Source organism: Lysobacter sp. 1R34A (assembly GCF_051217035.1).
In the GTDB taxonomy this organism is placed as follows: domain Bacteria; phylum Pseudomonadota; class Gammaproteobacteria; order Xanthomonadales; family Xanthomonadaceae; genus Lysobacter.
Genome location: NZ_JBPKJP010000009.1, coordinates 61,193 through 84,817 on the forward strand (window position 1 = coordinate 61,193; position 23,625 = coordinate 84,817).

Genomic DNA, 23,625 nt, shown 5'->3' on the forward strand with positions numbered 1-23,625 from the left:
CCTCCGCACCGCAACCGCCTGCTGCGGCCATCGAACCGGACTCGGCCGAGCCCGAACCCGCGGCAGCGGCGAGCCCCCCTGCGGCCACGCGGCCGAAAGCCCCGGTTCCGCTGTCCATCCTCGCCGTGCTCGCGGTCGGCTACACCCTGTGGGCCGCGCAGGAGCTGATCCTGCCGATCCTGCTGGCGGCGTTCTTCGCCCTGGTCGGCAATCCGATCCTGCGCGTGCTGCAGCGGCTGTATCTGCCGCGCGTGGTCGGCGCGGTGGCGGTGATCGTCGGCGGGCTGGCGATTTCCGGCGTGCTCGCCCTGCAACTGGTCGAGCCGGCCAGCGAATGGGTGCGCCAGGTGCCGCGCGAGATGAAACAGCTGGCGCCGAAACTGCGCGAGATGACCAAGCCGATGCAGGAGGCCAATCGCGCCGCGCAGAACATCGCCCGCGCCGCCGGCGGCGAAAGCACCAGCAAGCCGGTGCAGGTGATCAAGACCGAACTCAACGACCCCTACCGCGTGCTGACCTCGACGCCGAAATACGTCGCCCAGGTGCTGGCGGTGGTGCTGCTGACCTTCTTCTTCATGGTCTATGGCGAGTCCCTGCAACGCAAAGCGATCGCGCTGCTGCCCGGGCCGCAGCAGAAACGGCTGACCATCGACATCCTGCACTCGATCGAGCGCGAGATCTCGCGCTACGTGCTCACCATCAGCCTGATCAACACCGGCGTCGGCCTGGCCCTGGCCGGCGCGCTGTACGCGCTCGGGGTGCCGCTGCAGGAAGCGCTGCTGTGGGGCACGATGGCGGCGATCCTCAACTTCGCCCCCTTCGTCGGCCCGCTGATCGGCATGCTGATCATGCTGATGACGGGCCTGGTCGCGTTCGACGAACTGCTGCCGTCGCTGCTGCCGGCCGGCGTCTATCTGCTGTTGCACGCGATCGAATCGCAGGCGGTCACCCCGATCGTGCTCGGCCGCAGCATGCGGCTGTCGCCGCTGGTGCTGATCCTGGCGCTGATGTTCTTCGGTTGGCTGTGGGGAATCATCGGCCTGCTGCTAGCGGTGCCTATGCTGGTCTGCGTGAAACTGTTGCTGGCGCGGATCGAGGGGCTCGGGGGCTGGTCGAAGCTGCTGGAGTGACGGTGCCGCATGCTCGTCTGGCGCCGGCGTGCTCGCCTGGTGCCGGATGGAACCACGCCCCGCTCCCGGATGCCCGGGCCGGCGCCGGCAGCGGCTCGCGGCGGCTCCTTCGGAGTTCATGCGCCCCGGTTCCCGCCCAGCCGGCCCGCTCCGGTCGCGTTCCCTGCGCGGCATCGCCCAAACCCCGCGCCGCGGCGCGCTAAAATGGCGCCATGAGCTTTCCCGTACGCGCCATCACCCTCGATCTCGACGACACCGTCTGGCCGATCGCGCCGGTCATGATCCGGGCCGAAAGCATCCTCGGCGACTGGCTGCGCGAACACGCGCCGCTGACCGCCGAACGCTACCCGGCCCAGGCCATGCGCGAGCTGCGCGACCGCATCGCCGCCGAGCGCCCCGACCTGGCCCACGACTTCACCCAGCAGCGCCGGCTGACCCTGGAGCACATGCTGCGCGAGGCCGGCGAGGACATCGCCCTGGTCTCGCCGGCCTTCGACGTGTTCTTCGCCGCGCGCTGCGAGGTCGAGCACTACGCCGACAGCGAAGAGGCGCTCGCGCGCCTGGCCGCACGGGTGCCGCTGGCGGCGCTCAGCAACGGCAATGCCGACCTGCAGCGGATCGGCCTGATGCCGCTGTTCCGCTTCCAGCTCGGCGCGCGCGAGCACGGTCGGGCCAAGCCCGACGCCAGCATCTTCCACGCCGCCTGCGCCCGCCTGGAGGTCGAGCCGGCGCAGGTGCTGCACGTCGGCGACGACATCGAGATGGACGTCGTCGGCGCCGCCCGCGCCGGCCTGCGCACCTGCTGGATCAACCGCGAAGGCCGCTCGTGGCCGCACGCCGAGCTGCGCCCCGACCTCGAATTCGCCACCCTTGCCGCACTGGCCGACTGGCTGGACACGGCGCACCGCACGGATACCGCTGCCGCATGACTTTGCCCCTGGGTTTCACCGACGACGCCAGCGACGCTCTGCCGCTGGTCCTGGTCAGCCGCGCCTCGCTCAAGACCTGGCGCGAGACCCTGGCCGATGCGGCCCTGGCCTGGCTCGATGCGCACGGCTTCGACGGCGCGCCCGGCAGCGCGGTTATCGTGCCCGGCGGCGACGGCGGCATCGCCGCCGGCGTGCTCGGGGTCGGCGACCCGCTGGATCCGTATTCCTACGGCCACGCGCCGTTCGCGCTGCCGGCGCGCAGCTGGCGCATCGAAGGCCAGCACGATGCCGCGACCCTGGATGCGCTGCGTCTGGGCTGGGGCATCGGCAGCTATCGCTTCAGCCGCTACAAGGCGCCGCCGCGCGCGCCGGCGCGGTTGCTGGTCGAGGCGACGGGCAACGACGAGGTCTTCGACCTGGTCGCGGCGAGCTGGCGCGTGCGCGACCTGATCAACACGCCCACCGAACACATGGGCCCGGCCGAACTCGAGGCGGTCGCGCGCGAGATCGCCGAGCGCCACGGCGCCGCCATCGAGGTGGCGACCGGCGAGGAGTTGATCGCGCAGAACTTCCCGGCGATCCACGCGGTCGGCCGCGCCTCGCACCGCGCGCCGCGCCTGATCGCGCTGCGCTGGGGCGACGAGCGCCATCCGCACATCGCCCTGGTCGGCAAGGGCGTGTGCTTCGACACCGGCGGCCTCGATCTCAAGCCGGCCGAAGGCATGCGCTGGATGAAGAAGGACATGGGCGGCGCCGCGCACGCGATCGCCCTGGCCGAGCTGATCATGGCGCGCAAGCTGCCGCTGCGGATCACCCTGCTGGTGCCGGCGGTCGAAAACGCGGTCGGCCCGGACGCGTTCCGCCCCGGCGAAGTGATCGCCACCCGCCAGGGCGTCAGCGTGGAGATCGACAACACCGACGCCGAGGGACGGGTGATCCTGTGCGACGCGCTCACCTACGCCGCCGAGCAGGCGCCCGAGCTGCTGCTGGATTTCGCCACCCTGACCGGTGCGGCGCGAATCGCGCTCGGCCCGGACCTGCCGGCGCTGTTTGCCAACCGCGACGAAGTCGCGGCCGAATGGCTCGAGGCCGGTGCGCAGCAGCGCGACCCGCTGTGGCGAATGCCGCTGTGGCGTCCTTACCTGCGCTACCTGACCAGCCACATCGCCGACCTCGCCAACGGCGGCCCGTCGAAGATGGCCGGCTCGGTCACCGCCGCGCTCTACCTCGAACGTTTCGTCCCGGCGGAGTTGCCGTGGGCGCATCTGGACGTTTACAGCTGGAACGACGCCGACCGCCCCGGCCGCCCGGCCGGCGGCGAAGCCCAGGGCCTGCGCGCGGCCTACGCCATGCTCAAGGCGCGCTCGGCGCGCTGATCGGCCATGATGCGGCGGGCATGTCCCGCCGCATTCGATGCGTCCGAGCGCGGGCTCGACCGAGCACGGCTCGACCGACTACGGGCTCGACACGGGCCCGGCGCGAATCCGCAAGCCGCATCCGCATCCGCATCCGATCGCGCCGACGTTGCCGCCGGCATCGGCGCCGCACGACGCCCGCAATGCCCGAAACCATGACGTTTGTCATGAAAAACCGCCGACAGCGGCGCTGACAGAAACTGACTTTCTGCACGTTGGCGCGCAAGGGCCACCGCGGTCACACTAGCCAATATCTGGCGTCTTGGTTGTGACCATGAGTGCATCCGCTGATCTGCTGAAAGAACTCCGCATCGACCGCAACCGTCCGCCCGAGCGTTCGGGCCCGGGCCGCGGCCTGCTCATCGGCATCGCCGTGGCGGTGCTCGCGCTGCTCGGCGCCGGCGCCTGGTTCCTGTTCGGCCGCAGCGCCGGTCCGCGCGTGGAGACCGCCACGGTCACCGCGATCGGCGGCGGCAACGGCGCCGGCGCTTCGGTGCTCGACGCCTCCGGCTACGTGGTCGCGCGGCGCATGGCCACGGTCTCGGCCAAGATCACCGGCAAGGTGCGCGAGGTCATGATCGAGGAGGGCCAGCGCGTCGAGGCCGGCCAGATCATGGCCACGCTCGACCCGATCGACGCCAACGCCCAGCGCGAACTCAGCGCCGCCCAACTCGGCGCGGCGCAGAGCGAGACCGCGCGGGTACGAGCGCAGTTGGTAGAAGCCGAGGCCAACGCCCGGCGCCTGTCGACCCTCGCCGGCCAGCAACTGGTCTCGAAATCGCAGTACGAGCAGGCCGTGGCCGCCCGCGACTCGCTGCGTGCGCAGTTGCTGACCGCGCAGCGCAACGTCGAGGTCTCCGGCGACAGCCTGCGCATCGCCGACATCGGCCTCGACAACACCATCGTGCGCGCGCCGTTCTCCGGCGTGGTCACCGCCAAGGCCGCGCAGCCCGGCGAAATCGTCTCGCCGTTATCGGCCGGCGGCGGCTTCACCCGCACCGGCATCGGCACCATCGTCGACATGGATTCGCTGGAGATCGAGGTCGACGTCGGCGAAGCCTTCATCGGCCGCGTCCAGCCCAAGATGCCGGTCGAGGCGGTGCTCAACGCCTATCCGGACTGGAAGATCCCGGCCGAGGTGATCGCGATCATCCCGACCGCCGATCGCGGCAAGGCCACGGTCAAGGTGCGCGTGGCGATCAAGAACCGCGATGCGCGCATCGTCCCGGACATGGGCGTGCGGGTGAGCTTCCTGGAAGCGGCCAAGCCCGGCCAGGCCGCCGCGCGCAAGCCCAGCGCGATGGTGCCGGCCGCGGCGATCGTCCAGCGCGACGGCAAGGACGTGGTGTTCGTGGTCGCCGACGGCAAGGCCGCGCAGACCGCGGTGACCCTGGGCCGCAAGCTCGGCGAAGACCAGGAAGTGACCCAAGGCCTGAGCGGCGGCGAGACCGTCGCGCTGTCCCCGCCCGATTCGCTCGCCGACGGCGGCCCGGTGCGTGTCGAAAACGACGCCGCCGGTTCGTCGGATAGCAAGAACTGAGCGCGCGCGAGCCGCCCGCCTATCGACCCGCTGCCGGATTCGCCTGCGAAGGCCATCTGCCAAATCCGCGAGCCGCGCCGCCTCCGGCGCCCTCGCTCCTTCACCGATCCACGTTCGAGGACGTCGAAGATGGACACCCTGGTTTCGATCAACAACCTCACCAAGACCTATCAGCGCGGCCCGGAGAAGGTCGAGGTGCTGCACGGCATCAACCTGGACATCGCCAAGGGCGATTTCGTCGCCCTGATGGGCCCCTCGGGTTCGGGCAAGACCACCTTGCTCAACCTGATCGGCGGCCTCGACAACCCCAGCGGCGGCGAGATCTCGATCGAAGGCGAGCGCATCGACCGGATGAGTTCGGGCCAGCTGTCGCAGTGGCGCAGCCGCCATGTCGGCTTCGTGTTCCAGTTCTACAACCTGATGCCGGCCCTGAGCGCGCAGAAGAACGTCGAGCTGCCACTGCTGCTGACCCCGCTCAACGGCGCGCAACGCAAGCGCAACGCCGAGATCGCTCTGACCCTGGTCGGCCTGGCCGACCGCGGCAAGCACCGGCCGAACGAATTGTCCGGCGGCCAGCAGCAGCGCGTGGCGATCGCGCGCGCGATCGTCTCCGACCCGACCCTGTTGATCTGCGACGAACCGACCGGCGATCTCGACCGCCAATCGGCCGAGGAGATCCTCAACCTGTTGCAGCTGCTCAACCGCGAGCACGGCAAGACCATCGTGATGGTGACCCACGATCCGAAGGCGGCCGAATACGCCACCCACACCCTGCATCTCGACAAGGGCACCCTGGTCGAGCAGCAGTCGCACGCGGCCTGAGCCGGGAGCGGCCCTCATGAAATATTTCCATCTGATCTGGGCGGAGCTGATGCGTCGCAAGACGCGCACGCTGCTGACCCTGATGTCGATCATCGCCGCGTTCCTGCTGTTCGGCCTGCTCGACGGCGTGCGCGAGAGTTTCGAGCAGGCCGGCAACAGCGCCAACGGCGCCAAGCGCCTGCAGACCGGTTCGCGCCTGTCCTTCATCCAACCGCTGCCGATGTCGCTCAACGACCGCATCGCGCAGGTGCCCGGCGTCAGCCAGGTGTCGTACGCGAACTGGTTCGGCGGCGCCTACCAAGACCCGCACAACCAGATCTTCAGCTTCGCGGTGGCGCCGAACTACCTCGACCTGTACCCGGAAATCGCGGTCGACAAGGCGCAGCGCAAGGCCTTCGAAGCCACCCGCACCGGCGTGCTGGTCGGCGAAGGCCTGATGAAACGCTTCAACTGGAAGGTCGGGCAGAAACTGCCGCTGCAGTCGACGATCTTCCCGAACCGCGACGGCAGCAAGAACTGGATCTTCGACATCTCCGGGGTGATCTCGGCCACCGACAAGAAATCCGGGGCCTGGTTCGACCAGATGATCCTGCTGCACTGGAAGTACTTCGACGATTCCACGCCCTACAACACCGGCCAGGTCGGCTGGTACGTCACCGAGGTCAAGGACGTCAACCAGGCCGACCGCATCGCCAAGGCCATCGACGCGATCTCGGCCAACTCGGACCACGAGTCCAAGACCCAGACCGAAGCGGCGGCCTCGGCCAGCTGGATGAAGCAGATGGCCGACATCGGCCTGATCGTCGGCTCGATCATGGGCGCGGTGTTCTTCACCCTGGTCCTGTTGACCGGCAACACCATGGCCCAGGCGGTGCGCGAGCGCACCTCGGAACTGGCGGTTTTGAAGACCATCGGCTTTTCCAGCCAGAGCGTGCTATGGCTGGTGCTGGCCGAGTCGGTGCTGCTGATGTTGATCGGCGGCGTCGTCGGCGTCGCCATCGCCGGCGTGCTCGGCCCGATCGTCAGCACCGCCAGCGGCGGCGCGATCAGCGTGCCGCCGATCGGCCTCAACAGTTGGTCGCTGGGCCTTGCCCTGATGATCGGCATCGGCCTGCTGGTCGGCGCCTTGCCTGCGATCCGGGCGATGCGCCTGAACATCGTCGACGCATTGGCCGGACGCTGAGGAGAACGCAATGAAAAGGATCAAATCGTTCGCGCGCGGTCTGGCCGTGTTGCTCGCCCTGGCCGCCGGCCTGGTCGCCTGGTCGATGCTGCCGTGGCCGGCCCTGCTGGGCCTGGCCGCATTGTTCGCACTGTGGATGCTCCTGACCCGCAGCGGCCGCCAGGCCGCCTCGGTCGCCGGCGTCGGCATCAGCACCCTGGGCCAGCGTCTGGGCTCCTCGTCGGTGGTGGTGATCGGCATCGCCGGCGTGGTCGCGGTGCTGGTGGCGATGCTGTCGATGGCCGAGGGCTATCAGCAGACCCTGCGCCGCACCGGCAGCGACGACAGCGTCATCGTCCTGCGCGGCGCGTCCGCGGCCGAGGTCATGTCGACCCTGAGCCTGGACAGCATCAACGTCATCGCGCAGGCGCCGGGCATCGCCCGCAGCGCCGACGGCCGCCCGCTGGCCTCGGCCGAGACCGTGGTCGCGGCCAACCTGCCGATCCAGGGCGGCGCGCCCGACGAAGACGGCAGCGTGCAGCTGCGCGGGGTCGGCGACCGCGCCTTCGACGTGCGCCCGCAGTTGAAGATCGTGGAAGGGCGCAAGTTCGAATCGGGCAAGCGCGAAGTGGTGGTCGGCAGCGGCGCGGTGCGCCAGTTCGCCGGCATGCAGGTCGGCAAGCAGATCCGCCTCGGCAGCGAAATGTGGACCGTGGTCGGCGTGTTCCGCTCCGGCGATGCGATGGACTCGGAACTGTGGGCCGACGCCGAGATGGTCGCCTCGACCTACCGCCGCGGCGCGTCGCGCAACTCGGTCATCGCCAAGCTCACCGACGCCAGACAGTTCAAGAGCTTCAAGGCAGCCCTGGCCGGCGACCCGCGCCTGCAGGTCGACACCACGACCACCGCCGCGTACTTCGCCAAGCAATCGGAAACCATGACCAAGGTGATCCGGGTGATCGGCATCGTGGTCGGCTCGATCATGGCCATCGGCGCGGTGTTCGGCGCGCTCAACACCATGTTCGCCACGGTGGCGACACGCGCGAGAGAGATCGCGACCCTGCGCGCGATCGGCTTCCGCGGGTTGCCGGTCGTGGTCGCGGTGATGCTGGAAACGATGCTGCTGGCCCTGCTCGGCGGATTGATCGGCGGCGCCCTGGCCTGGCTGATCTTCAACGGCTACACCGCCTCGACCATCGCCGGCGGCGTCGGCCAGTTGACCTTCGACTTCCGCGTCACCGGCGAACTGCTGTGGAGCGGCCTGAAATGGGCGCTGGCGATCGGTTTCGTCGGCGGCCTGTTCCCGGCGCTGCGCGCGGCCAACCTGCCGGTGACTTCGGCCCTGCGCGCGCTGTAGCTTGCGCGAAGCTGTTTGGCGAAAACCCGACCCCCTTCTCGCGAAGGGGGTTTTTTATGCGGCGGGTTCGTCGGTGTTGGTGCGGTGTCGACGGAGCCGAAGCAAATTCCCCTGCCCCTTTGTCGAAGGGAGGAGGTTTCGGTCGGTTTTTGCGAACCGGTTGCATTTCGGCGACTCAGGACCGTCCCGAGCGAAGCCCCGTGGTACTTCGCTGCCCACAAGAAGCCCCCCCTTTGGTCGAAGGGGGACGCTTCGGTCGGGTTTTGTGCGGCGGTTGCGCTTCGAGGCCCGGTGACCGCCGCAAGCGAGGTCGCGAAGTACCTCGCGCCCAAGATGAAGCGCTTACTTTGACCAAAGGAGCTTAGGAGATCTGCTCTTAAGCAAGACGATTCGCTCCAAGCGAGCCCGGCCCAGCGCGAGCCGGCCCAGCGCGAGATCAACCCACCCAGCCGGCCCTCAAGCCGTCGCCACCGCCAGCCGTCGCGAGCGCAGCACGCCCTCGCCGGCGAAGATCGCCAGGCCGACCCAGATGATCGCGAAACCGATCGCACGCTCGGCGTCGAACGGTTCGCGCAGGATCAGCACGCCGATCAGGAACTGCAGAGTCGGAGCGACGTACTGCAGCAGGCCGATCGCGGTCAGCGACACGCGCCTCACCGCGTAGGCGAAGCCGATCAGCGGCAGCGCGGTCAGCGCGCCGGCGATCACCAGCAGCAACGCGGTGCCGAGTCCCCAGCCGCCGATGAAGCTGCCCTGCCCGTGGGTCTCGCCCCAGAACATCAGGGCCAGGGCCGGCACGAACAGATAGACGTTCTCCACGCCGAGGCCGGTCACCGCCTCGACCGCGACCAGCTTGCGGATCAGCCCATACAGTGCGAACGACACCGCCAAACCGATCGCGATCAGCGGCGGCCGGCCGTAGTCGAAGGTCAGCCAGGCCACGCCGGCGAAAGCGAGGGCGATCGCGATCCATTGCGCGGTGCGCAGGCGCTCGCCGAGGAAGACCACGCCGAGCATCACGCTGACCAGCGGGCCGATGAAATAGCCCAGGCTGGTCTCGATCACATGGCCGGCGTTGACCGCCCAGATGTACAGGCCCCAGTTGAACGCGATCAGGGCGCCGCTGACCGCGAGCATGACCGCCTTGCGCGGCTGGCGCAGGACATCGCGCAGCCAATGCCGGCCCAGCGTCCAGCCGAGCCAGGCGGCGACCAGCAAGGTGCTCCAGACGACGCGATGGGCGACGATCTGCAGCGACGGCACCGCCTTGAGCAGATGCCAGTACAGCGGCATCAGGCCCCACAGGACGAACGAGGCGACCGCGATCCACAGTCCGCGGCGATCGGTGGCGGCATTCATGCGCGGGTTTCCTTTTCCGCCGTTGCGCCGGAGCCGATCGCAGCGGCTCTCGCTTCAGCAGGCGCGGACTCGGCAGACGCAGGCTTGCCAGGCGCGGGCTCGCCAGGCGCGGGCTCGCCAGGCGCGGCCTCGGCGGACGCCGGCTCGACGGGCTTGGCCGCGCGAGCGCGGGCCAGGGTGATGATGACGACGCCGACCAGGATCACCGCCATGGCGCCGAGGTCGTGCGAGGTGAAGCGCTCGCCGGCGAGCAGCGCGCCGAACAGCACCGCGATCGGCGGATTGACGTAGGCGTAGCTGGTCGCCAGCGCCGGGCGCACGTGGTGCAGCAGCCAGATGTAGGCGGTGAACCCGAAGATCGAACCGGCGACCACCAGGTACAGCATCGCGCCGGTCGCGGCCCAGGTCGGCATCGCGGTGATGCGCTCGCCGGTCACGACGGCGGCGCCGAGCATCCAGATGCTGCCGGTCAGCATCTGCGCGCTGGCGGCCATGAACGGCGACGGCAGGTCCTGGTCGCGGCTCCAGATCGAGCCCCAGGCCCAGGCGATCGGCGCGACGGTCAGGCACACCAGGCCGAGCGTCGAGGCCGACAGCTTGCTGCCGGCGTTGAGCCAGATCACCCCGAGGAAACCGATCGCCAGGCCGACCCATTCGATCTTCGAGGGATGCCGCCCGCGCAGCATCGCGAACACGCCGGCGAACAACGGCATCGAGGCGACCGCGATCGCCGCCAGGCCGGAATCGACCTCGGTCTCGGCGAGGTTCACCAGGCCGTTCGACAGCAGCACCATCCAGATCGACAGCAGCCACAGCGTGCGCCACTGCTTGCGGCTCGGCGGCGGCACCCCGCGCCAGCGCAGGACCGCGTACATGATCGCGCCGGCGAGGAACATGCGGCCGGCGCCGAGCAGGAACGGCGGATAGCTTTCGAGGGCGAAACGGATCGCCAGATAAGTCGATCCCCACAGCACATACACCGACCCCAGGGCGAAGGCGACCGCGAGGGCGCCGGGGGCCAGTCGTTCAACGGACGGTGAAGCGGCGCTCATGACGCGGATTCCGGGGAGAGGGGCAACAGCGAAGGGACGGACGACGCGGGTCGGCCGGCGATGACATGGATTCGGGTCGACACGAAAAACGGCGAAACACCGGCGTCGCGATCGCGCTGAGCGCGCCGCCGTCGATCAGGGATGAGGTCCGTAACGCGACACCGCCGTCCTGCGGCTGCCTACGTCGCGGCGACGCGGGTCGTCGAACACGTCGATCACCACGAAGCCGGCCTTGCGCATCATTCCGGCCGAGCCCTGGTTTTCCTCGTGGCGCTCGACGTAGATCTCGATCAAACCCATCTGCAACAGGCGCGAGACCGCCGCCTTCAACAATCGAGTGCCGAGTCCCTGGCCGCGATGACCGCGGTGCACTACGACTTCGCCGATATGGCCCTGCCATTCGATCTCGCGACCGGACGGCTGGTAGCGATGAAAAGCATCGCTCGGCTCGAATGTGACGACGGCCACGATTTCTCCGTCGTGCAAAGCGACGACCGCCTGCGTTCTTCCTCGCCGGATCGCCGACAGATGCGCGGCGAGCTCGACGTCGGGCAGGTAATTCCAGGGATTGGGGCCGTGTTCGCGGATCAGCGCGAGAATCTCGCCGACCTGCTCTGGCATTGCGGCTTGCATCACGTACCGGGACATCCCGGGGGCGTCCGTATCGAATAGGTCGGGGGAGCGATTCCGCACATAAAAATTCCTCATGCGACGGGATCGTGAATAGCGTATCGATGTCAGTCAAATTGCGGTTGAATATTTGCCCGCATGAACGCAAAAATCTTGCATGAGCACCCCACCCCTGGTTTTGGACGAGTTCGACCACAAGCTGCTCGAGCTGCTGCAGCGCGACGCCTCGGCGACCCTGAGCGAGCTCGGCGACGCCATCGGGCTGTCGCCGAGCGCGGTGCAGCGGCGCATGACCCGCTACCGCCAGGAGGGCCTGATGCGCCAGGTGGCGGTGCTGGACCCGCTGTCGCTCGGCAGCACCCTGGCCGCGGTCTGGGTGACGATGGAGCGCGAATCGGCCGAACGCCATGCGGCCTTCCATGCCCGGGTGCGCGCCGCTCCCGAGGTGCAGCAGTGCTACACCCTCGCCGGCGAGTGGGACTACCTGGTGATCCTGGCCACGACCGGCGTCTCGCACTGCCGCCAGGTCGTCGACCGCCTGTTCCTCGACGAAGGCAACATCAAGCGCTACGACACCCACCTGGTGTTCGACGTGGTCAAACACGGCCTGGAACTGCCGACCCGCGATGCCCCGAGAGCGGCGCGTAAGCGGAGGGGATGAAGCTGCACGGGACTCGGCTGGGCGGGGCTCGGCTGATCGGGACTTGGCTGATCGGGACTTGGCTGATCGGGACTCGGGTTTCGGGACTCGCAAGAGCAGCCGCGTCCAAGCCGAGGTGGTCCGCTCCTGCTTTACGAGTCCGAGTCCCGAGTCCCGAAACCCGAGTCCCGGCTCCTAGGCCGCCCGCTCGCGCTGCAGCAGCCGCTCCTTGAGCGGCAGGCCCCAGCGGTAGCCGCCTAGGGAGCCGTCGCCGCGCACCACGCGATGGCAGGGCACGACCACGGCGACGCGGTTGTTGGCGCAGGCCCGGGCCACCGCGCGCGCGCCACGCGGCGCGCCGACCTGCTCGGCGATCTGCGCATAGCTGCGGGTCTGCCCGGCCGGAATCTTCATCAGCGCGTCCCAGACCTTCTTCTGGAAGGCGGTGCCGACCAGGTCCAGCGGCACCGCATGACCTTGCCCGCCCAGGGTGTCGGCGACCGCGCGCAAACGCGGGGCGAGGAATTCGTCGCGGCCGGCGTCGACACGCTCCAGCAGCGCGCGCGGGAACTCGCTGCGCAATCTGGCCTCGAGCGCCTGCGGGTCGTCGCCGAGCTCCACCATGCAGATGCCGCGCGCGGTGGTGGCGACCAGGGCAGTGCCGATCGCGGTCGGCGCCAGGCTCCAGCGGATCTGTTCGCCGGCGCCGCCGGCGCGGTAGCGCGCCGGGGTCATGCCGAGCTTGGCCGCGCCGCTTTCGTAGACCCGCGACGGCGAACCGTAGCCGGCGTCGTACAAGGCCGCACTGACGTCGTGGCCTTCGCGCAGCGCCGAACGCAGGCTGCCGAGCTTGCGCTGGGCCAGGTACTCCGCCGGGCTCAGGCCGAAGCGCGCGCTGAAGCGCCGCTGCAGGTGCGAGGGGCTCAGGCCGACCTGCACGGCCAGTTCGCTGAGGGAAGGCTCGCCGCTGTCGAGCAGTGCGCGGGCCTGTTCGAGTTTGTCGTCGTGGGATTTGCTGTTCATGACCGACAGACTAGGCCTGCCGCCGGCACCTCGCTATCCGGATCTTGCACGATACGGGGTCGGATTTTCCGCCGCGATTCATCGGGGATGCCGGTCGCGACGCGTCAGGACGATACGGGCCGCGCAGGGCGAAGCGGCAGGCGCGGCGAACCGGGAACCACGCGACGGCGAGCGATGCGCCGAAGCGACCCCGCGCCGCCGCGCTGTCGTCTGCATTACTCGAAACACCGCCACCGGCGTTACCCCGGCGCAAAAAAAAGCGCGCCGCCCGGGCGCGCTTTTCGTGTTGCGATGACTGGCGTACCGGTCGCCCCACCGGCTCAGTCGGCCCAGTGCCCCGGCATGGTCGCGGTCGGCAGCACCTGCGCCGACAGCTGACGGTCGTTGTTGAGCAGGCGCACCGCATCGGCAAGGATCGAAGCCGATTCGCGCAGCAGCGGGTCGGGACGCTTCTCGGCCAGCTTCTCGCGTGCCGCGTCCTTGGCGATGTCGCGCTCGGCGGCGGCGAGGCCGTCGTCGTTGGCATCGTCGGCCAGCGGGTCGAGCTCCAGGCCCAGTTGCTTGCGTTCGGCCTGGCGCTGCTTGCGCTTGGCGTCGTCGCGATCGCGCTCCGCGCGGCGCTCGGCCTCGTTGAGCGAGATCCACTTCTTGGCGCGCTCCTCGCGGAACTGGGCGACGTCCTGCGACCACCACTGGAACTCCTTGTCGCTGGCGATGCGGGTGCTGTGCAGCGTCTCCAGCTTGGGCAGCAGCGGGGCGAAGTTGCCGTAGCTGGTGTGCGGCACGGCGGCGATCTTGGTCCACGGCAAGGCGTTGTCGTAGGTGCTCTCGCCGTATTCGGTGGCGTCGACCGACACCGGGAACGCCAGGTCGGGCACCACGCCCTTGTTCTGGGTCGAGCCGCCGCTGACGCGGAAGAACTGGGCGATGGTCAGCTTGACCTGGCCGAAGCGCGGGCCTTCGTTGGCCGGCCAGCGATCGAGATCGACCAGGTTCTGCACCGTGCCCTTGCCGAAGGTGGTCTCGCCGATGACCAGGCCGCGACCGTAGTCCTGGATCGCGCCGGCGAAGATCTCCGAGGCCGAGGCCGAGCCGCGGTTGATCAGCACCGCCAGCGGGCCTTCCCAGGCGATGCCGGTGTCGCTGTCGCCTTCGACGCTGACCCGGCCGCCGGATTCGCGCACCTGCACGACCGGGCCGCGGTCGATGAACAGACCGGTCAGTTCGATGGCTTCGTTGAGCGAACCGCCGCCGTTGTTGCGCAGGTCCAGCACCACGCCGTCGACCTTGTCGGCGCGCAGCTTGGTCAGCAGTTTGGCGACATCGCGGGTGGCCGAGGCGTAGTCGTTGGCGTTCTTGCGGCGGCCTTCGAAGTCCTGGTAGAAGCCCGGCAGCTTGATCACGCCGATGCGCTTGGCCGGCGCGTCGCCGGCGGCCGGAATGTCGATGATCTCCGACTTGGCGGCCTGGTCTTCCAGGCGCACCTTGTCGCGCACCAGCACGATGCGGTTGGGCTTGCTGTCCAGGCCGGACTCGGCCGGCACCACGTCGAGGCGCACCTTGGTGCCCTTGGCGCCGCGGATCTTGGCGACCACGTCGTCGATGCGCCAGCCGATCACGTCCTCCATCGCGCCGCTGTCGCCCTGGCCCACGCCGACGATGCGGTCGCCGGCCTTGAGCAGGTTGCTGCGCGCGGCCGGGCCGCCCGGGATCACTTCGCGGATCGCGACCACGTCGTCCTGCTTCTGCAACTGCGCGCCGATGCCGTCGAGCGACAGCGACATGGTCATGTTGAAGTTGTCGGCCGACTTCGGGGTCAGATAATCGGTATGCGGGTCGATCGCATTGGCGTAGCTGTTGACGAACGTCTGGAAGACGTCCTCGCCCTTGAGCTCGGCGATGCCCTTGGCCATGTTGGCGTAGCGCTTGTCGAGGGTCTTGGCGATGTCCTCCGGCTTCTTGCCGGCCAACTTCAGGCGCAGCCAGTCGTTGCGCACCGACTGCTTCCACAGCGCGTCGAGCGCGGCGGTGTCGGCGACCCAGGGCGCGTCCTTGCGGTCGTAGTCGTAGCGGTCGTTGCCGCTGAATTCGAAACTCGCCGGCTGCTTGAGCAGGCCGCGCGCGTAGGCGACGCGCTCGTCGACGCGCTGCTTGTAGGTGGCGAAGATCGCGTAGGCCGGCGACAGGTCGCCGCTCTTGATCGCGTCGTCGAGCTTGTTCTTGTTGACGTCGAAGCGGGCGATGTCGACCGCGCTGAAGAACTGCTTGCCGCCGTCCAGCGATTCGAGATAGCGCTTGTACATGTCGGCCGACAGCGCATCGTCGAGCGCGCGCGGCCGGTAGGCGTAGCGGCTGTCGGACAGCAGGCCGTAGACGAGTTTCGCCGCCGTGGTCTGGTCCGCGGTCGGCGCGCTCGGCAGTGCCGTGGACGCCTTGGGGGCGCTGACCGCGTCGGGCCGCGCGAGCAGCGCCAGCGGGGCGGTCAGCAGGAAGCCTGCTAGCAGGGTAACGGCACGCTTGTTCTTGAGGGTCATCGCGAAGTCTTCTCGGCCAAGAGGGCCGATGTCTAGGATGTAGCGGCTTTGGACAAGACCACAGTGCCGAAAGTTGCCGGCCCTGTCACGTCCGTAACGCGCGAATCGCCGCTATCGGCGTGAAAGCGGTTCAGTTTGACCGCGATCGGCGTTAGCGGGCCGTTATCGCGGCCGGGAAACGCCCGTTTCGGCGTTCGCGCCGGGCGTCCGGCTGCCATGGCGGGACAGGACTGTGCCACTGAGGCGGCGGCGCGCGACGGGACGCCGCCGGGGCTGCTGCGGCCACCGACCATCGATCATCGACCTCGGCCGGCGACGCGTGCGGCCGGCTTGGCGCGGACCGGTGTCGGCGCGGCCCCGCGGCCGCCGTGCGGTCCGGGCGAGCGGCGAAGGATCAGACCGCGGCGCGGTCGACCCAGTCGTTCGAGGTCTCGGCGAAGCCGGCTTCGATCGCCTGGCGATCGGCGTGGTAGGACGAGCGCACCAACGGCCCCGAGGCGACGTGGGTGAAGCCCAGCGACAGGCCGTAGGCCTCGAGTTCCTTGAACTCTTCCGGGGTCCAGTAACGCAGCACCGGGTGATGGTGCGCGGTCGGCTGCAGGTACTGGCCGATGGTGATCATGTCGACGTCGTGCGCGCGCAGGTCGCGCAGGGTCGCCTGGACCTGGTCCATGGTCTCGCCCAGGCCGAGCATGATCCCGGACTTGGTCGCGACCTGCGGGTGCTGGGCCTTGAACTTCTGCAGCAGGGTGAGCGACCACTGGTAGTCGGCGCCGGGGCGGACGTTGGCGTACAGGTCCGGCACCGTCTCGACGTTGTGGTTGAACACGTCCGGCGGATTGGCGGCGAGGATCTCCAGCGCCCGCTCCATGCGGCCCTTGCCGCGGAAGTCGGGGGTGAGGATCTCGATCTTCGTGCGCGGGCTTTCGTTGCGCACCGCGGCGATGCAGTCGACGAAATGCTGGGCGCCGCCGTCGCGCAGGTCGTCGCGGTCGACGCTGGTGATGACCACGTACTTCAGGCCCATGTCGGCGACGGTGCGGGCCAGGTTGGCCGGCTCGCTCGCATCCGGCGGCTTGGGCCGGCCGTGGGCGACGTCGCAGAACGAGCAGCGGCGGGTGCAGACCTCGCCGAGAATCATGAAGGTCGCGGTGCCGTGGCTGAAGCACTCGTGGATGTTCGGGCAGCTGGCTTCTTCGCAGACCGTGACCAGGCGGTTCTCGCGCAGCTTCGCCTTAAGCTGGGCGACCGAATTGCCCGAGGGGATGCGCACCCGGATCCAGGACGGCTTGCGCAGCGCCGGCACGTCGGCGAACTGCACCGGCGAGCGGCCGATCTTGTCGCCGCCGATCTGCTTGGCGCCGGGCGTCATGGTGGTCGACTCCAGCACCGCCGGCACGAGCGCCTCGGGCGCACCGCCGCCGACGACGGTGAGCGGAATGGACTTGGAGACGGGGTTGGTCATGACGTTGCCTGAACTCTTGTCGTTTGGCTCCCTCTCCGCGGGCGGAGAGGGGAGAATCTTTACCGGCCCGCTTGGGGCAAAAGGCTCTACAAGCTCAGCGGAGCCGCTTCCTCGACGGTCAGTCCGAACTGGCGCGCGAGCTGCGCGACCAGCACCGGCTTGACCTGATCCAGGCCCGAGGGGCCGCCCAAGTCTACCACCGAGGTCACTTGCAACCCCTGGTAACCGCAGGGGTTGATGCGCCGGTACGGCTCCAGGTCCATGGCGATGTTGAAGGCCAGACCGTGGAAAGTGCAGCCGCGGCGGACCCGGATGCCCAGAGCCATGACCTTGGCCCCGGCCACGTAGACGCCGGGAGCGCCCTCGCGGCGGGCGCCCTCTATGTTCCACTCGGCCAGGGTGTCGATCACTGCCTGCTCGATGCGGTCGACGTACTCGCGCACGCCGACCTTGAGCCGGCGCAGGTCCAGCAATGGGTACAGCACGATCTGGCCGGGGCCGTGGTAGGTCACCTGGCCGCCGCGGTCGACGTGGATCACCGGGATGTCGCCCGGCATCAGCACATGCTCGTCCTTGCCGGCCTGGCCGAGGGTGAACACCGGGTCGTGCTCGACCAGCCACAACTCGTCGGGGGTGTCGGCGTCGCGGGCGTCGGTGAAGGCCTGCATCGCGCGCCAGACCGGCTCATAAGCTTGTCGGCCGAGGTCGCGCAACTGCGCGCGCGGCGGCGCGCTGGCGCCGCCGAACACGGCGGCGACGGCGTCGATTACAGCGTCCACTTCACTTCCGGATGCTCGCGCAGCACCTGGTGGGCCAAGTCGTACTGCTCGCGATTCTCGGCGCGGAAGCTCAACCGTACCGACACGTACTTGCCGGTCGAGGAATGCTTCCACTGGATGGTTTCGGTTTCCACGCTGATCCCGGCCTGGAACAGCAGCTGCGGCAGTTCGCGCTCCAGGCCGGCGTCGGCCGCTCCCATCGCGCTGAGCTCGAACGAGCCCGGAAACTGGAAGCCGTGGTCGGGGTTGTCGGAATGAATGTCCATGCCGCCATTATGGGTCCCGCGGCGGGGCAACCCAAGCGCAGGGATGGGACGGCGGCGTGCCGGGGGTGGAACGCAGCGGGTCGGCAATCCGTCCGTTCATTCATGCCTGGGCTGACGCCCGGGCCACCGGCAACCATGCCAACGGCTCGGCTTCGGCGCTGCCTGTCCAACTGGCCGCCTGGCAGTTACCGCCAGCTCCCCGCGCCGACCGGCTCGCGATGAACAGCGCAGGTCGGCTATCGTCGCCACCTCGGTTGGCGATGGCGCCGACCCTACGGGCCAACTCGGCAAGGAAGCACCATGAGCGACGATTGGGATTTCTATTTCTGCAATATCGACGACGAACCGGCATCGATCTTCGTGGATCTCGGCCTGGCCAAGGAAGCACCGATAGCGGGCCTGACGCTCGCCGCGGCGCTGCGCGTGCAGATGCGTCAACCTCGTGAGGACGGTCTGTCGAGCCAGGAGGAATTCCGGGCGCTGATGGAGATAGAGGACGCGCTGCAAGCCGCGCTCAATGACGAAGGCACGCTCTACATCGGACGCTGCACGTATGCCGGCGTACGCGAGTTCCATTTCCGGCTGGACGACGCCGGCGACTGGGAACGCCGCACCACCGATGCGATGCGTCCGTTCCAGGATTACGCATACACGACCGCTGTCCGGTCCGATCCGGAATGGGACAGCTATTTCCGGTTCCTTTATCCTTCCGACGAAGAACGCGAGCGAATGACCAACCGCCGCGTATGCGATTCTCTGGAAGAACATGGCGACCCGCTGACGCAGGCGCGCCCGATCGACCACTGGGTTTATTTCGAGGACATCGACGCGCGCAGCGCCTTCGTCGCGCGCACTGCGGACATGGGCGTCACGGTCGCCGAGCTGCTTGAACCCGACGAAGATCGCCAAGCCTACGGCGTTCGTCTGGTCGGCGACGGTATTCCAGCGCGCGACCGCATCGACGACATCACCCTGCCCTTGTACCGCGCGGCCCGCGACCATGGAGGTAATTACGACGGCTGGGAATGCATGATCTGCAAGCCGTAGCGAAGCGCCACGGCCATCGGCGCCGCTTACGCCGATCAAGCCGCGCCTTCCGGACATGAAGTCGCCTGGGCGCGGCAAAAGGACAGCGGGGTCGCAGCTCGCGCCGCTCCTGCCCTGGCGCAGACCTGGCTTTGCGATAAGACATCTTGCCGCGTCGATTCGGGGGTAGGAGCGGCGCGAGCGGCGACCACGTTGATCCATACGCCAGCGCTTCTGCCCAACTCGTGTCATTCAAGGCCGAATCAGGCATTGCTGCCGCTTTGCGTATTCAGCAAGCAGACTGGCCTTGCGCCGGCAGCCAGGCCGTTCTCAATGAATGAGTCGAACAGGCGGTACTTTTACCCACGGACCGCCGTCCGCCCCCGAGGAACGACCATGCCCGCCAGCCAATCCGTCGCCCTGCCCTTGCGGGGCCAGTTCCGCAGCCTTTACACCTCGCTCAAGCGCGCTCGTCTGTTGGAACGCACGCCGGTGATCTTCTGTGAAGGCGATTCGTGGTTCTCGACGCCGCTGGCGATGAACCTGCTCGACTGGATCGTCTCCCCGGCGCCCGAGGACGAGGAGCGCGGCATTCCGCTGCTCGGCCACGGCGGCCTGTTCTTCCGCGCCGAGCACAGCGGCGACCACGCCTCGCGCAACGAGGACAATCCGAAGCGTTCGATGTTCGTGCCCGATAACATCGAGGACATCATCGGCTGGTACGCCAAGTTCGATTTCGACCTGATCCTGCTCAGCGCTGGCGGCAACGATTTCGTCGACCAGTTCCTCAAGCGCACCTTCGCCGGCCAGCAGAACCTGTCGGCCGAGGCTGCGTTCCAGCGCGTGCTCGACACCGGCAAGTACCAACGCGTGCGCCAGGCCTATGCGTTGTTCCTGCAAGCGGCGCTGGCGGCCAAACCGAACGCGCCGATCCTCGCCCACAGCTACGACTACCCGCAGTTGATCGGGCGGCCCGGCGCACTGACGCCGGGCAATATCGGCGTCGCCGCGCTGCTGAAGAAAAGCGTCGGGCCGTGGATCGGGCCGCACCTCAACGCCATCGTCCACGCCGACCCGGCCAGGACCCCGGACGAACGGCGGCGTTTCGGCCGCATGCTGATCGACGGCTTCGAGCGCCACGTGCTGCGCGAACTCAAGCACGACGTGCGCTTCGCCGGACGCTTCGACTACGTCGACCTGCGCGGCACCCTGACCGCGGAAAGCCAGTGGTTCGACGAGATGCATCCGACCGAGGCGGGTTTTCATGCCCTGGCGACGAAGTTCCGCGCCGCGATGATCGCCAGGCTGCCGCCCGCGAAGCGATAAGCGCTGGCCCCTAAGACGGCGGCCCGGCAACGCCGGCGCGGGCAACGGCCTCGCGGCTCGTCCCGCGTTCACAAATCCTCCTGCGAAACGCTTAACACGGTGCTGCACCGGCACCGGCCGGTGCACGCGATTCCGTTGGCGAGCCCTCGCGCCCGCCTCGACGCCACCCGCATCGTTCGCAGGAAGATCGCTCATGAAGAATGTGTTCTTTGGCCTTGCCCTCGAGTACGAAAAAGGCATCCACGCGCGCGTCGCGCTGGGCGGCGACGGACGCCTCATCGAGGTCCACGAGTCGGCCGACGGCAACGACCTGAACTACCGCAGCGGCCGGCTCAGGCAGATGGCGATCGATTGGGACGACAGCGTGGCGTTCGGCGAAGGCGCCGAGCCGAGCATCGCCATCGAGGGCCGGATCCTGGTCGAGACGCACCGCTCGGCCGGCGGCGTGGACCTGTATTGCCGCGTCGGCGCGTGGAACGAGGGCGACATCGTCTTCGGCGATAGCGTCAAGTACGCCAGCGGCGAAGCCCCCTGCGTGGCGCTGAACCGGCAGGCCGTCGTCGAGGTGCACGAGTCGCGCTGGAACTCCACGATCTGGTGCAACCTGGGCCGGCTGGACGAGAACAATGCTTCGGTCGTCTGGCTGGGCAACAGCTACCTCGATGCCGGCATCCAGCCCGCGATCGCGATCAATGCCCAGAGCGACGTGGTGATGGTGCGCGGCAACGCGGCGGACGATGAGCTGCACTATCGCGTCGGCAAGCTCGGTTCCACCGGCATCCAATGGGGCCCGGCGACCCGCTACGGCGCCGGCAGCCGCGCCTCGGTCGTGTTGACCGCAGAAGGCGAGGTCATCGTCGTCTACGAAAGCACCGACCATAAAAGCCTGATGCAGCGGTTCGGCAGGATCCGCGGCAAGAGCATCGACTGGGCCGGCGAGGCGGTGTACTTCGACGACGGCGCCCGGCCCGCCGTCGCCTGCCACGGCGGCATGGCGATTCAGGTGCACGAATCGGAGGGCTTCAATACGTTGTGGGCGTCGACCTCGCGCATCGTCGACCGCTCGCGCTGGATGCAGGACCATCTGCGGGAGCTCGGCGATCTCACCCTGCCGCGGCTGACCACCGGCGCCTCGCACGATGCCGGCATGTACCAGCACGGCCTGTTGATGTCGCTCGGCAAGACCCAGAACCTCGACCTGTACCAACAGCTCAGCCAAGGCATCCGATACTTCGATCTGCGGCCCAAGTGGGACGGCAGCGCGCTGTACGTCAGCCACGGCCCGATCACCGGGCCGGCCCTGACCGAGATCCTGGACGACGTCCGGCGCTTCATGAACGAAGGCAACCGCGAGCTGGTGATCCTGAAGTTCTCCCACTACGCCAAGTTCACCGACGGCGTGTACGAGCAGCTCGTCGAACTGCTGCAGGACAGGCTCGGGCGCTGGCTGTTCCAGAACCTCCCGCGCGGCGCGCGCCTGTCGGATATTCCGCTGGGCGAGTACCTGCGCCACTCCGGCGTGGTCCTGGTCGTGTGCGACGAGGATTATCCGGTCCAGATCCCGGCCGCCGGCATCTGGGTGTATCGCGACTCCAACTCGCCGACGGCCGAACTCGGCGACCTGCGCGTCTACGACCAGTACTCGAACACCACCAGCTACGCCACCATGAGCGCCGACCAGGCCGCCAAGTTCCAGGCCTACGACGGCAAGTGCGTCGGCCGGCCCGAATTGCCCTGCGATCAGTTCCTGTTGTCGTGGACGCTGACTCCGCCGACCGCCGTGTGGCTGCTGTCGAAGGAGGCCAACCGCAATCTCGGCGCGGCGATGGCCGCTTTGCCGCGCGAGAACGGCAGCGGCTGCGTGATCAACCAGCTGTATGTCGATTACGTCGAGTATTCGCGCGCCACCGACGTGGCGATGTCGATGAACGGCATCGCCTGAGCAGGCCGTTCGCGGCGCGCGCGCCGCGCCGCCCGCCCGAAACGCAACGAGCCGGCAAGGCCGGCTCGTTGTTCATCGCTGTGCGGATCGGGCGGGGCGATCGGTCACTCCGACTCCCACCACATCCAGAACTCGTCCCACAGGCGCTTGAAGAAACCGCCCTCCTCGACCGCGGCGATCGCGACCAGCGGACGCTGGGCGACGACCTTGCCGTCGAGCATGACCTTGACCGTGCCGATCGCCTGGCCCTTCTTGATCGGCGCGACCAGGGTCTTGGGCACGTCGATGCTCGGCTTGAGCTGGGCGTACTTGCCGCGCGCCACGCTGACCAGCATCGGTTCGGCGACGCCGAACTGCACTTCGTCGGACTGGCCCTTCCAGACCTTCTGCTTGGCGATCACCTTGCCGGTGTCGTACAGCTTGTGGGTTTCGTAGAAGCGGAAGCCCCAGTTGAGCAGCGCCTGGCTGTCGGTCGCGCGCTGGGCCTCGGAGGTCGAGCCCATCACCACCGAGATCAGGCGCTGGTCGCCGCGCTGGGCCGAGGCCATCAGGCAGTAACCGGCCTTGGAGTGGTGACCGGTCTTGATGCCGTCGACGGTGGAGTCGCGCCAAAGCAGCAGGTTGCGGTTGGGCTGGGTGATCGGCCCGACCTTGAGTTCCTTGATCTTGTTGTACGAGTACGCGACCGGGAAGTCGCGGATCAGGGCGCGGCCGAGCAAGGCCAGGTCGTGCGCGGTCGAGTAGTGGTTCGGGTCCGACAGGCCGTGCGGGTTGACGAAATGCGAGTTCTTCAGGCCGATGCGCGCGGCGTACTGGTTCATCAGCGCGGCGAAGGCGTCTTCGCTGCCGGCGACGTGTTCGGCCAGGGCGATCGCGGCGTCGTTGCCGGACTGCACCACCATGCCCTTTTCCATGTCGACCAGCGGTGCGGTCTTGTTGACTTCGAAACCGGAATAGCTGCCGTCGGTGGCCGCGCCGCCCTTGCGCCAGGCGTTCTCGGTCATCATCACCTGGTCGGTCTCCTTGACCTTGCCGCCGGCCATTTCGGCGGCGATCACGTAGCTGGTCATGACCTTCGTGATGCTGGCGGGCTCGACCCGCAGGTCGGCGTCCTTGCTGGCCAGGATGTTGCCGCTGGCGGCGTCCATCAGCACCCAGGCGGTGCCCTGGATCGCCGGCGGCGGCGGCACCGGCAAGGCGTCGCTGGCCGGGCGCGCGGCGGCCGCGG

The 23,625-nt window shown here is 68.4% G+C and carries 19 protein-coding genes and 1 pseudogene; 11 read left to right on the forward strand and 9 right to left on the reverse strand.

Going from position 1 to position 23,625, the window contains the following annotated elements:
* Nucleotides 1-29 precede the first annotated feature (29 nt).
* The 7 genes from ACSAMQ_RS04960 to ACSAMQ_RS04990 all read left to right on the forward strand — a co-directional run bounded on the left by ACSAMQ_RS04960 (nucleotide 30) and on the right by ACSAMQ_RS04990 (nucleotide 8,355).
* Nucleotides 30-1,130: an AI-2E family transporter gene (locus tag ACSAMQ_RS04960; RefSeq protein WP_435394601.1), complete on the forward strand. Its 1,101-nt coding sequence runs from the start codon at nucleotides 30-32 to the stop codon at nucleotides 1,128-1,130.
* A 212-nt stretch (nucleotides 1,131-1,342) separates the two neighbouring features.
* A complete protein-coding gene (locus ACSAMQ_RS04965; RefSeq protein WP_435394586.1) occupies nucleotides 1,343-2,059 on the forward strand; it encodes an HAD family hydrolase in 717 nt (238 codons plus the stop codon).
* A complete protein-coding gene (locus ACSAMQ_RS04970) occupies nucleotides 2,056-3,435 on the forward strand; it encodes a leucyl aminopeptidase family protein (protein WP_435394587.1) in 1,380 nt (459 codons plus the stop codon). The genes ACSAMQ_RS04965 and ACSAMQ_RS04970 overlap by 4 nt, the downstream gene beginning before the upstream one ends.
* Before the next feature lie 313 nt (nucleotides 3,436-3,748).
* Entirely contained in the window at nucleotides 3,749-5,014 is a 1,266-nt protein-coding gene (locus tag ACSAMQ_RS04975; RefSeq protein ID WP_435394588.1) for an efflux RND transporter periplasmic adaptor subunit, read from the forward strand.
* Nucleotides 5,015-5,143: 129 nt separating this feature from the next.
* On the forward strand, nucleotides 5,144-5,836 hold the full coding sequence (locus ACSAMQ_RS04980; protein WP_435394589.1) for an ABC transporter ATP-binding protein: 693 nt from the start codon (nucleotides 5,144-5,146) through the stop codon (nucleotides 5,834-5,836).
* Between the two features lie 16 nt (nucleotides 5,837-5,852).
* Nucleotides 5,853-7,019, forward strand: coding sequence for an ABC transporter permease (locus ACSAMQ_RS04985; protein WP_435394590.1), 1,167 nt, complete (start codon nucleotides 5,853-5,855; stop codon nucleotides 7,017-7,019).
* A 10-nt stretch (nucleotides 7,020-7,029) separates the two neighbouring features.
* The gene (locus ACSAMQ_RS04990; protein WP_435394591.1) at nucleotides 7,030-8,355 is read left to right on the forward strand and encodes an ABC transporter permease; all 1,326 of its coding nucleotides are present in this window, start codon (nucleotides 7,030-7,032) and stop codon (nucleotides 8,353-8,355) included.
* Nucleotides 8,356-8,811: 456 nt separating this feature from the next.
* On the opposite strand, the gene rarD is transcribed toward ACSAMQ_RS04990, so the two are convergent.
* From rarD to ACSAMQ_RS05005, 3 genes and pseudogenes are all read right to left on the reverse strand, one after another.
* Nucleotides 8,812-9,714, reverse strand: a complete 903-nt coding sequence (gene rarD, locus ACSAMQ_RS04995) for an EamA family transporter RarD (protein ID WP_435394592.1) — start codon at nucleotides 9,712-9,714, stop codon at nucleotides 8,812-8,814.
* A 161-nt stretch (nucleotides 9,715-9,875) separates the two neighbouring features.
* Nucleotides 9,876-10,766 (reverse strand): annotated as a pseudogene (yedA, locus tag ACSAMQ_RS05000) (drug/metabolite exporter YedA); the annotation flags it as partial.
* A gap of 135 nt (nucleotides 10,767-10,901) precedes the next feature.
* Nucleotides 10,902-11,387: an N-acetyltransferase family protein gene (locus ACSAMQ_RS05005; RefSeq protein WP_435394593.1), complete on the reverse strand. Its 486-nt coding sequence runs from the start codon at nucleotides 11,385-11,387 to the stop codon at nucleotides 10,902-10,904.
* Nucleotides 11,388-11,553: 166 nt separating this feature from the next.
* On the opposite strand from ACSAMQ_RS05005, the gene ACSAMQ_RS05010 reads away from it, so the two are divergent.
* Nucleotides 11,554-12,057, forward strand: a complete 504-nt coding sequence (locus tag ACSAMQ_RS05010) for an Lrp/AsnC family transcriptional regulator (RefSeq protein ID WP_051884961.1) — start codon at nucleotides 11,554-11,556, stop codon at nucleotides 12,055-12,057.
* Between the two features lie 174 nt (nucleotides 12,058-12,231).
* On the opposite strand, the gene ACSAMQ_RS05015 is transcribed toward ACSAMQ_RS05010, so the two are convergent.
* The 5 genes from ACSAMQ_RS05015 to ACSAMQ_RS05035 form a co-directional block, all read right to left on the reverse strand.
* The gene (locus ACSAMQ_RS05015) at nucleotides 12,232-13,059 is read right to left on the reverse strand and encodes a bifunctional transcriptional activator/DNA repair enzyme AdaA (protein WP_435394594.1); all 828 of its coding nucleotides are present in this window, start codon (nucleotides 13,057-13,059) and stop codon (nucleotides 12,232-12,234) included.
* A gap of 320 nt (nucleotides 13,060-13,379) precedes the next feature.
* The gene (locus ACSAMQ_RS05020) at nucleotides 13,380-15,593 is read right to left on the reverse strand and encodes a carboxy terminal-processing peptidase (RefSeq protein WP_435394595.1); all 2,214 of its coding nucleotides are present in this window, start codon (nucleotides 15,591-15,593) and stop codon (nucleotides 13,380-13,382) included.
* 394 nt (nucleotides 15,594-15,987) lie between these two features.
* Nucleotides 15,988-17,058, reverse strand: a complete 1,071-nt coding sequence (lipA, locus tag ACSAMQ_RS05025) for a lipoyl synthase (RefSeq protein WP_435394596.1) — start codon at nucleotides 17,056-17,058, stop codon at nucleotides 15,988-15,990.
* Between the two features lie 86 nt (nucleotides 17,059-17,144).
* The gene (gene lipB / locus ACSAMQ_RS05030; RefSeq protein ID WP_435394602.1) at nucleotides 17,145-17,825 is read right to left on the reverse strand and encodes a lipoyl(octanoyl) transferase LipB; all 681 of its coding nucleotides are present in this window, start codon (nucleotides 17,823-17,825) and stop codon (nucleotides 17,145-17,147) included.
* Nucleotides 17,825-18,103, reverse strand: coding sequence for a DUF493 family protein (locus tag ACSAMQ_RS05035; RefSeq protein WP_031372063.1), 279 nt, complete (start codon nucleotides 18,101-18,103; stop codon nucleotides 17,825-17,827). The genes lipB and ACSAMQ_RS05035 overlap by 1 nt, the downstream gene beginning before the upstream one ends.
* A 300-nt stretch (nucleotides 18,104-18,403) precedes the next feature.
* On the opposite strand from ACSAMQ_RS05035, the gene ACSAMQ_RS05040 reads away from it, so the two are divergent.
* The 3 genes from ACSAMQ_RS05040 to ACSAMQ_RS05050 all read left to right on the forward strand — a co-directional run bounded on the left by ACSAMQ_RS05040 (nucleotide 18,404) and on the right by ACSAMQ_RS05050 (nucleotide 22,397).
* Nucleotides 18,404-19,150, forward strand: a complete 747-nt coding sequence (locus ACSAMQ_RS05040) for a DUF695 domain-containing protein (protein ID WP_435394597.1) — start codon at nucleotides 18,404-18,406, stop codon at nucleotides 19,148-19,150.
* A gap of 375 nt (nucleotides 19,151-19,525) precedes the next feature.
* Nucleotides 19,526-20,455: a hypothetical protein gene (locus ACSAMQ_RS05045; protein ID WP_435394598.1), complete on the forward strand. Its 930-nt coding sequence runs from the start codon at nucleotides 19,526-19,528 to the stop codon at nucleotides 20,453-20,455.
* 193 nt (nucleotides 20,456-20,648) lie between these two features.
* Complete coding sequence (locus ACSAMQ_RS05050; protein WP_435394599.1) at nucleotides 20,649-22,397, forward strand: hypothetical protein; 1,749 nt, start codon at nucleotides 20,649-20,651, stop codon at nucleotides 22,395-22,397.
* A gap of 104 nt (nucleotides 22,398-22,501) precedes the next feature.
* Here ACSAMQ_RS05050 and ACSAMQ_RS05055 read toward each other — a convergent pair.
* Nucleotides 22,502-23,625 (reverse strand): D-alanyl-D-alanine carboxypeptidase family protein (locus ACSAMQ_RS05055; protein WP_435394600.1); only part of this gene is annotated, 1,124 nt, incomplete at its 5' end.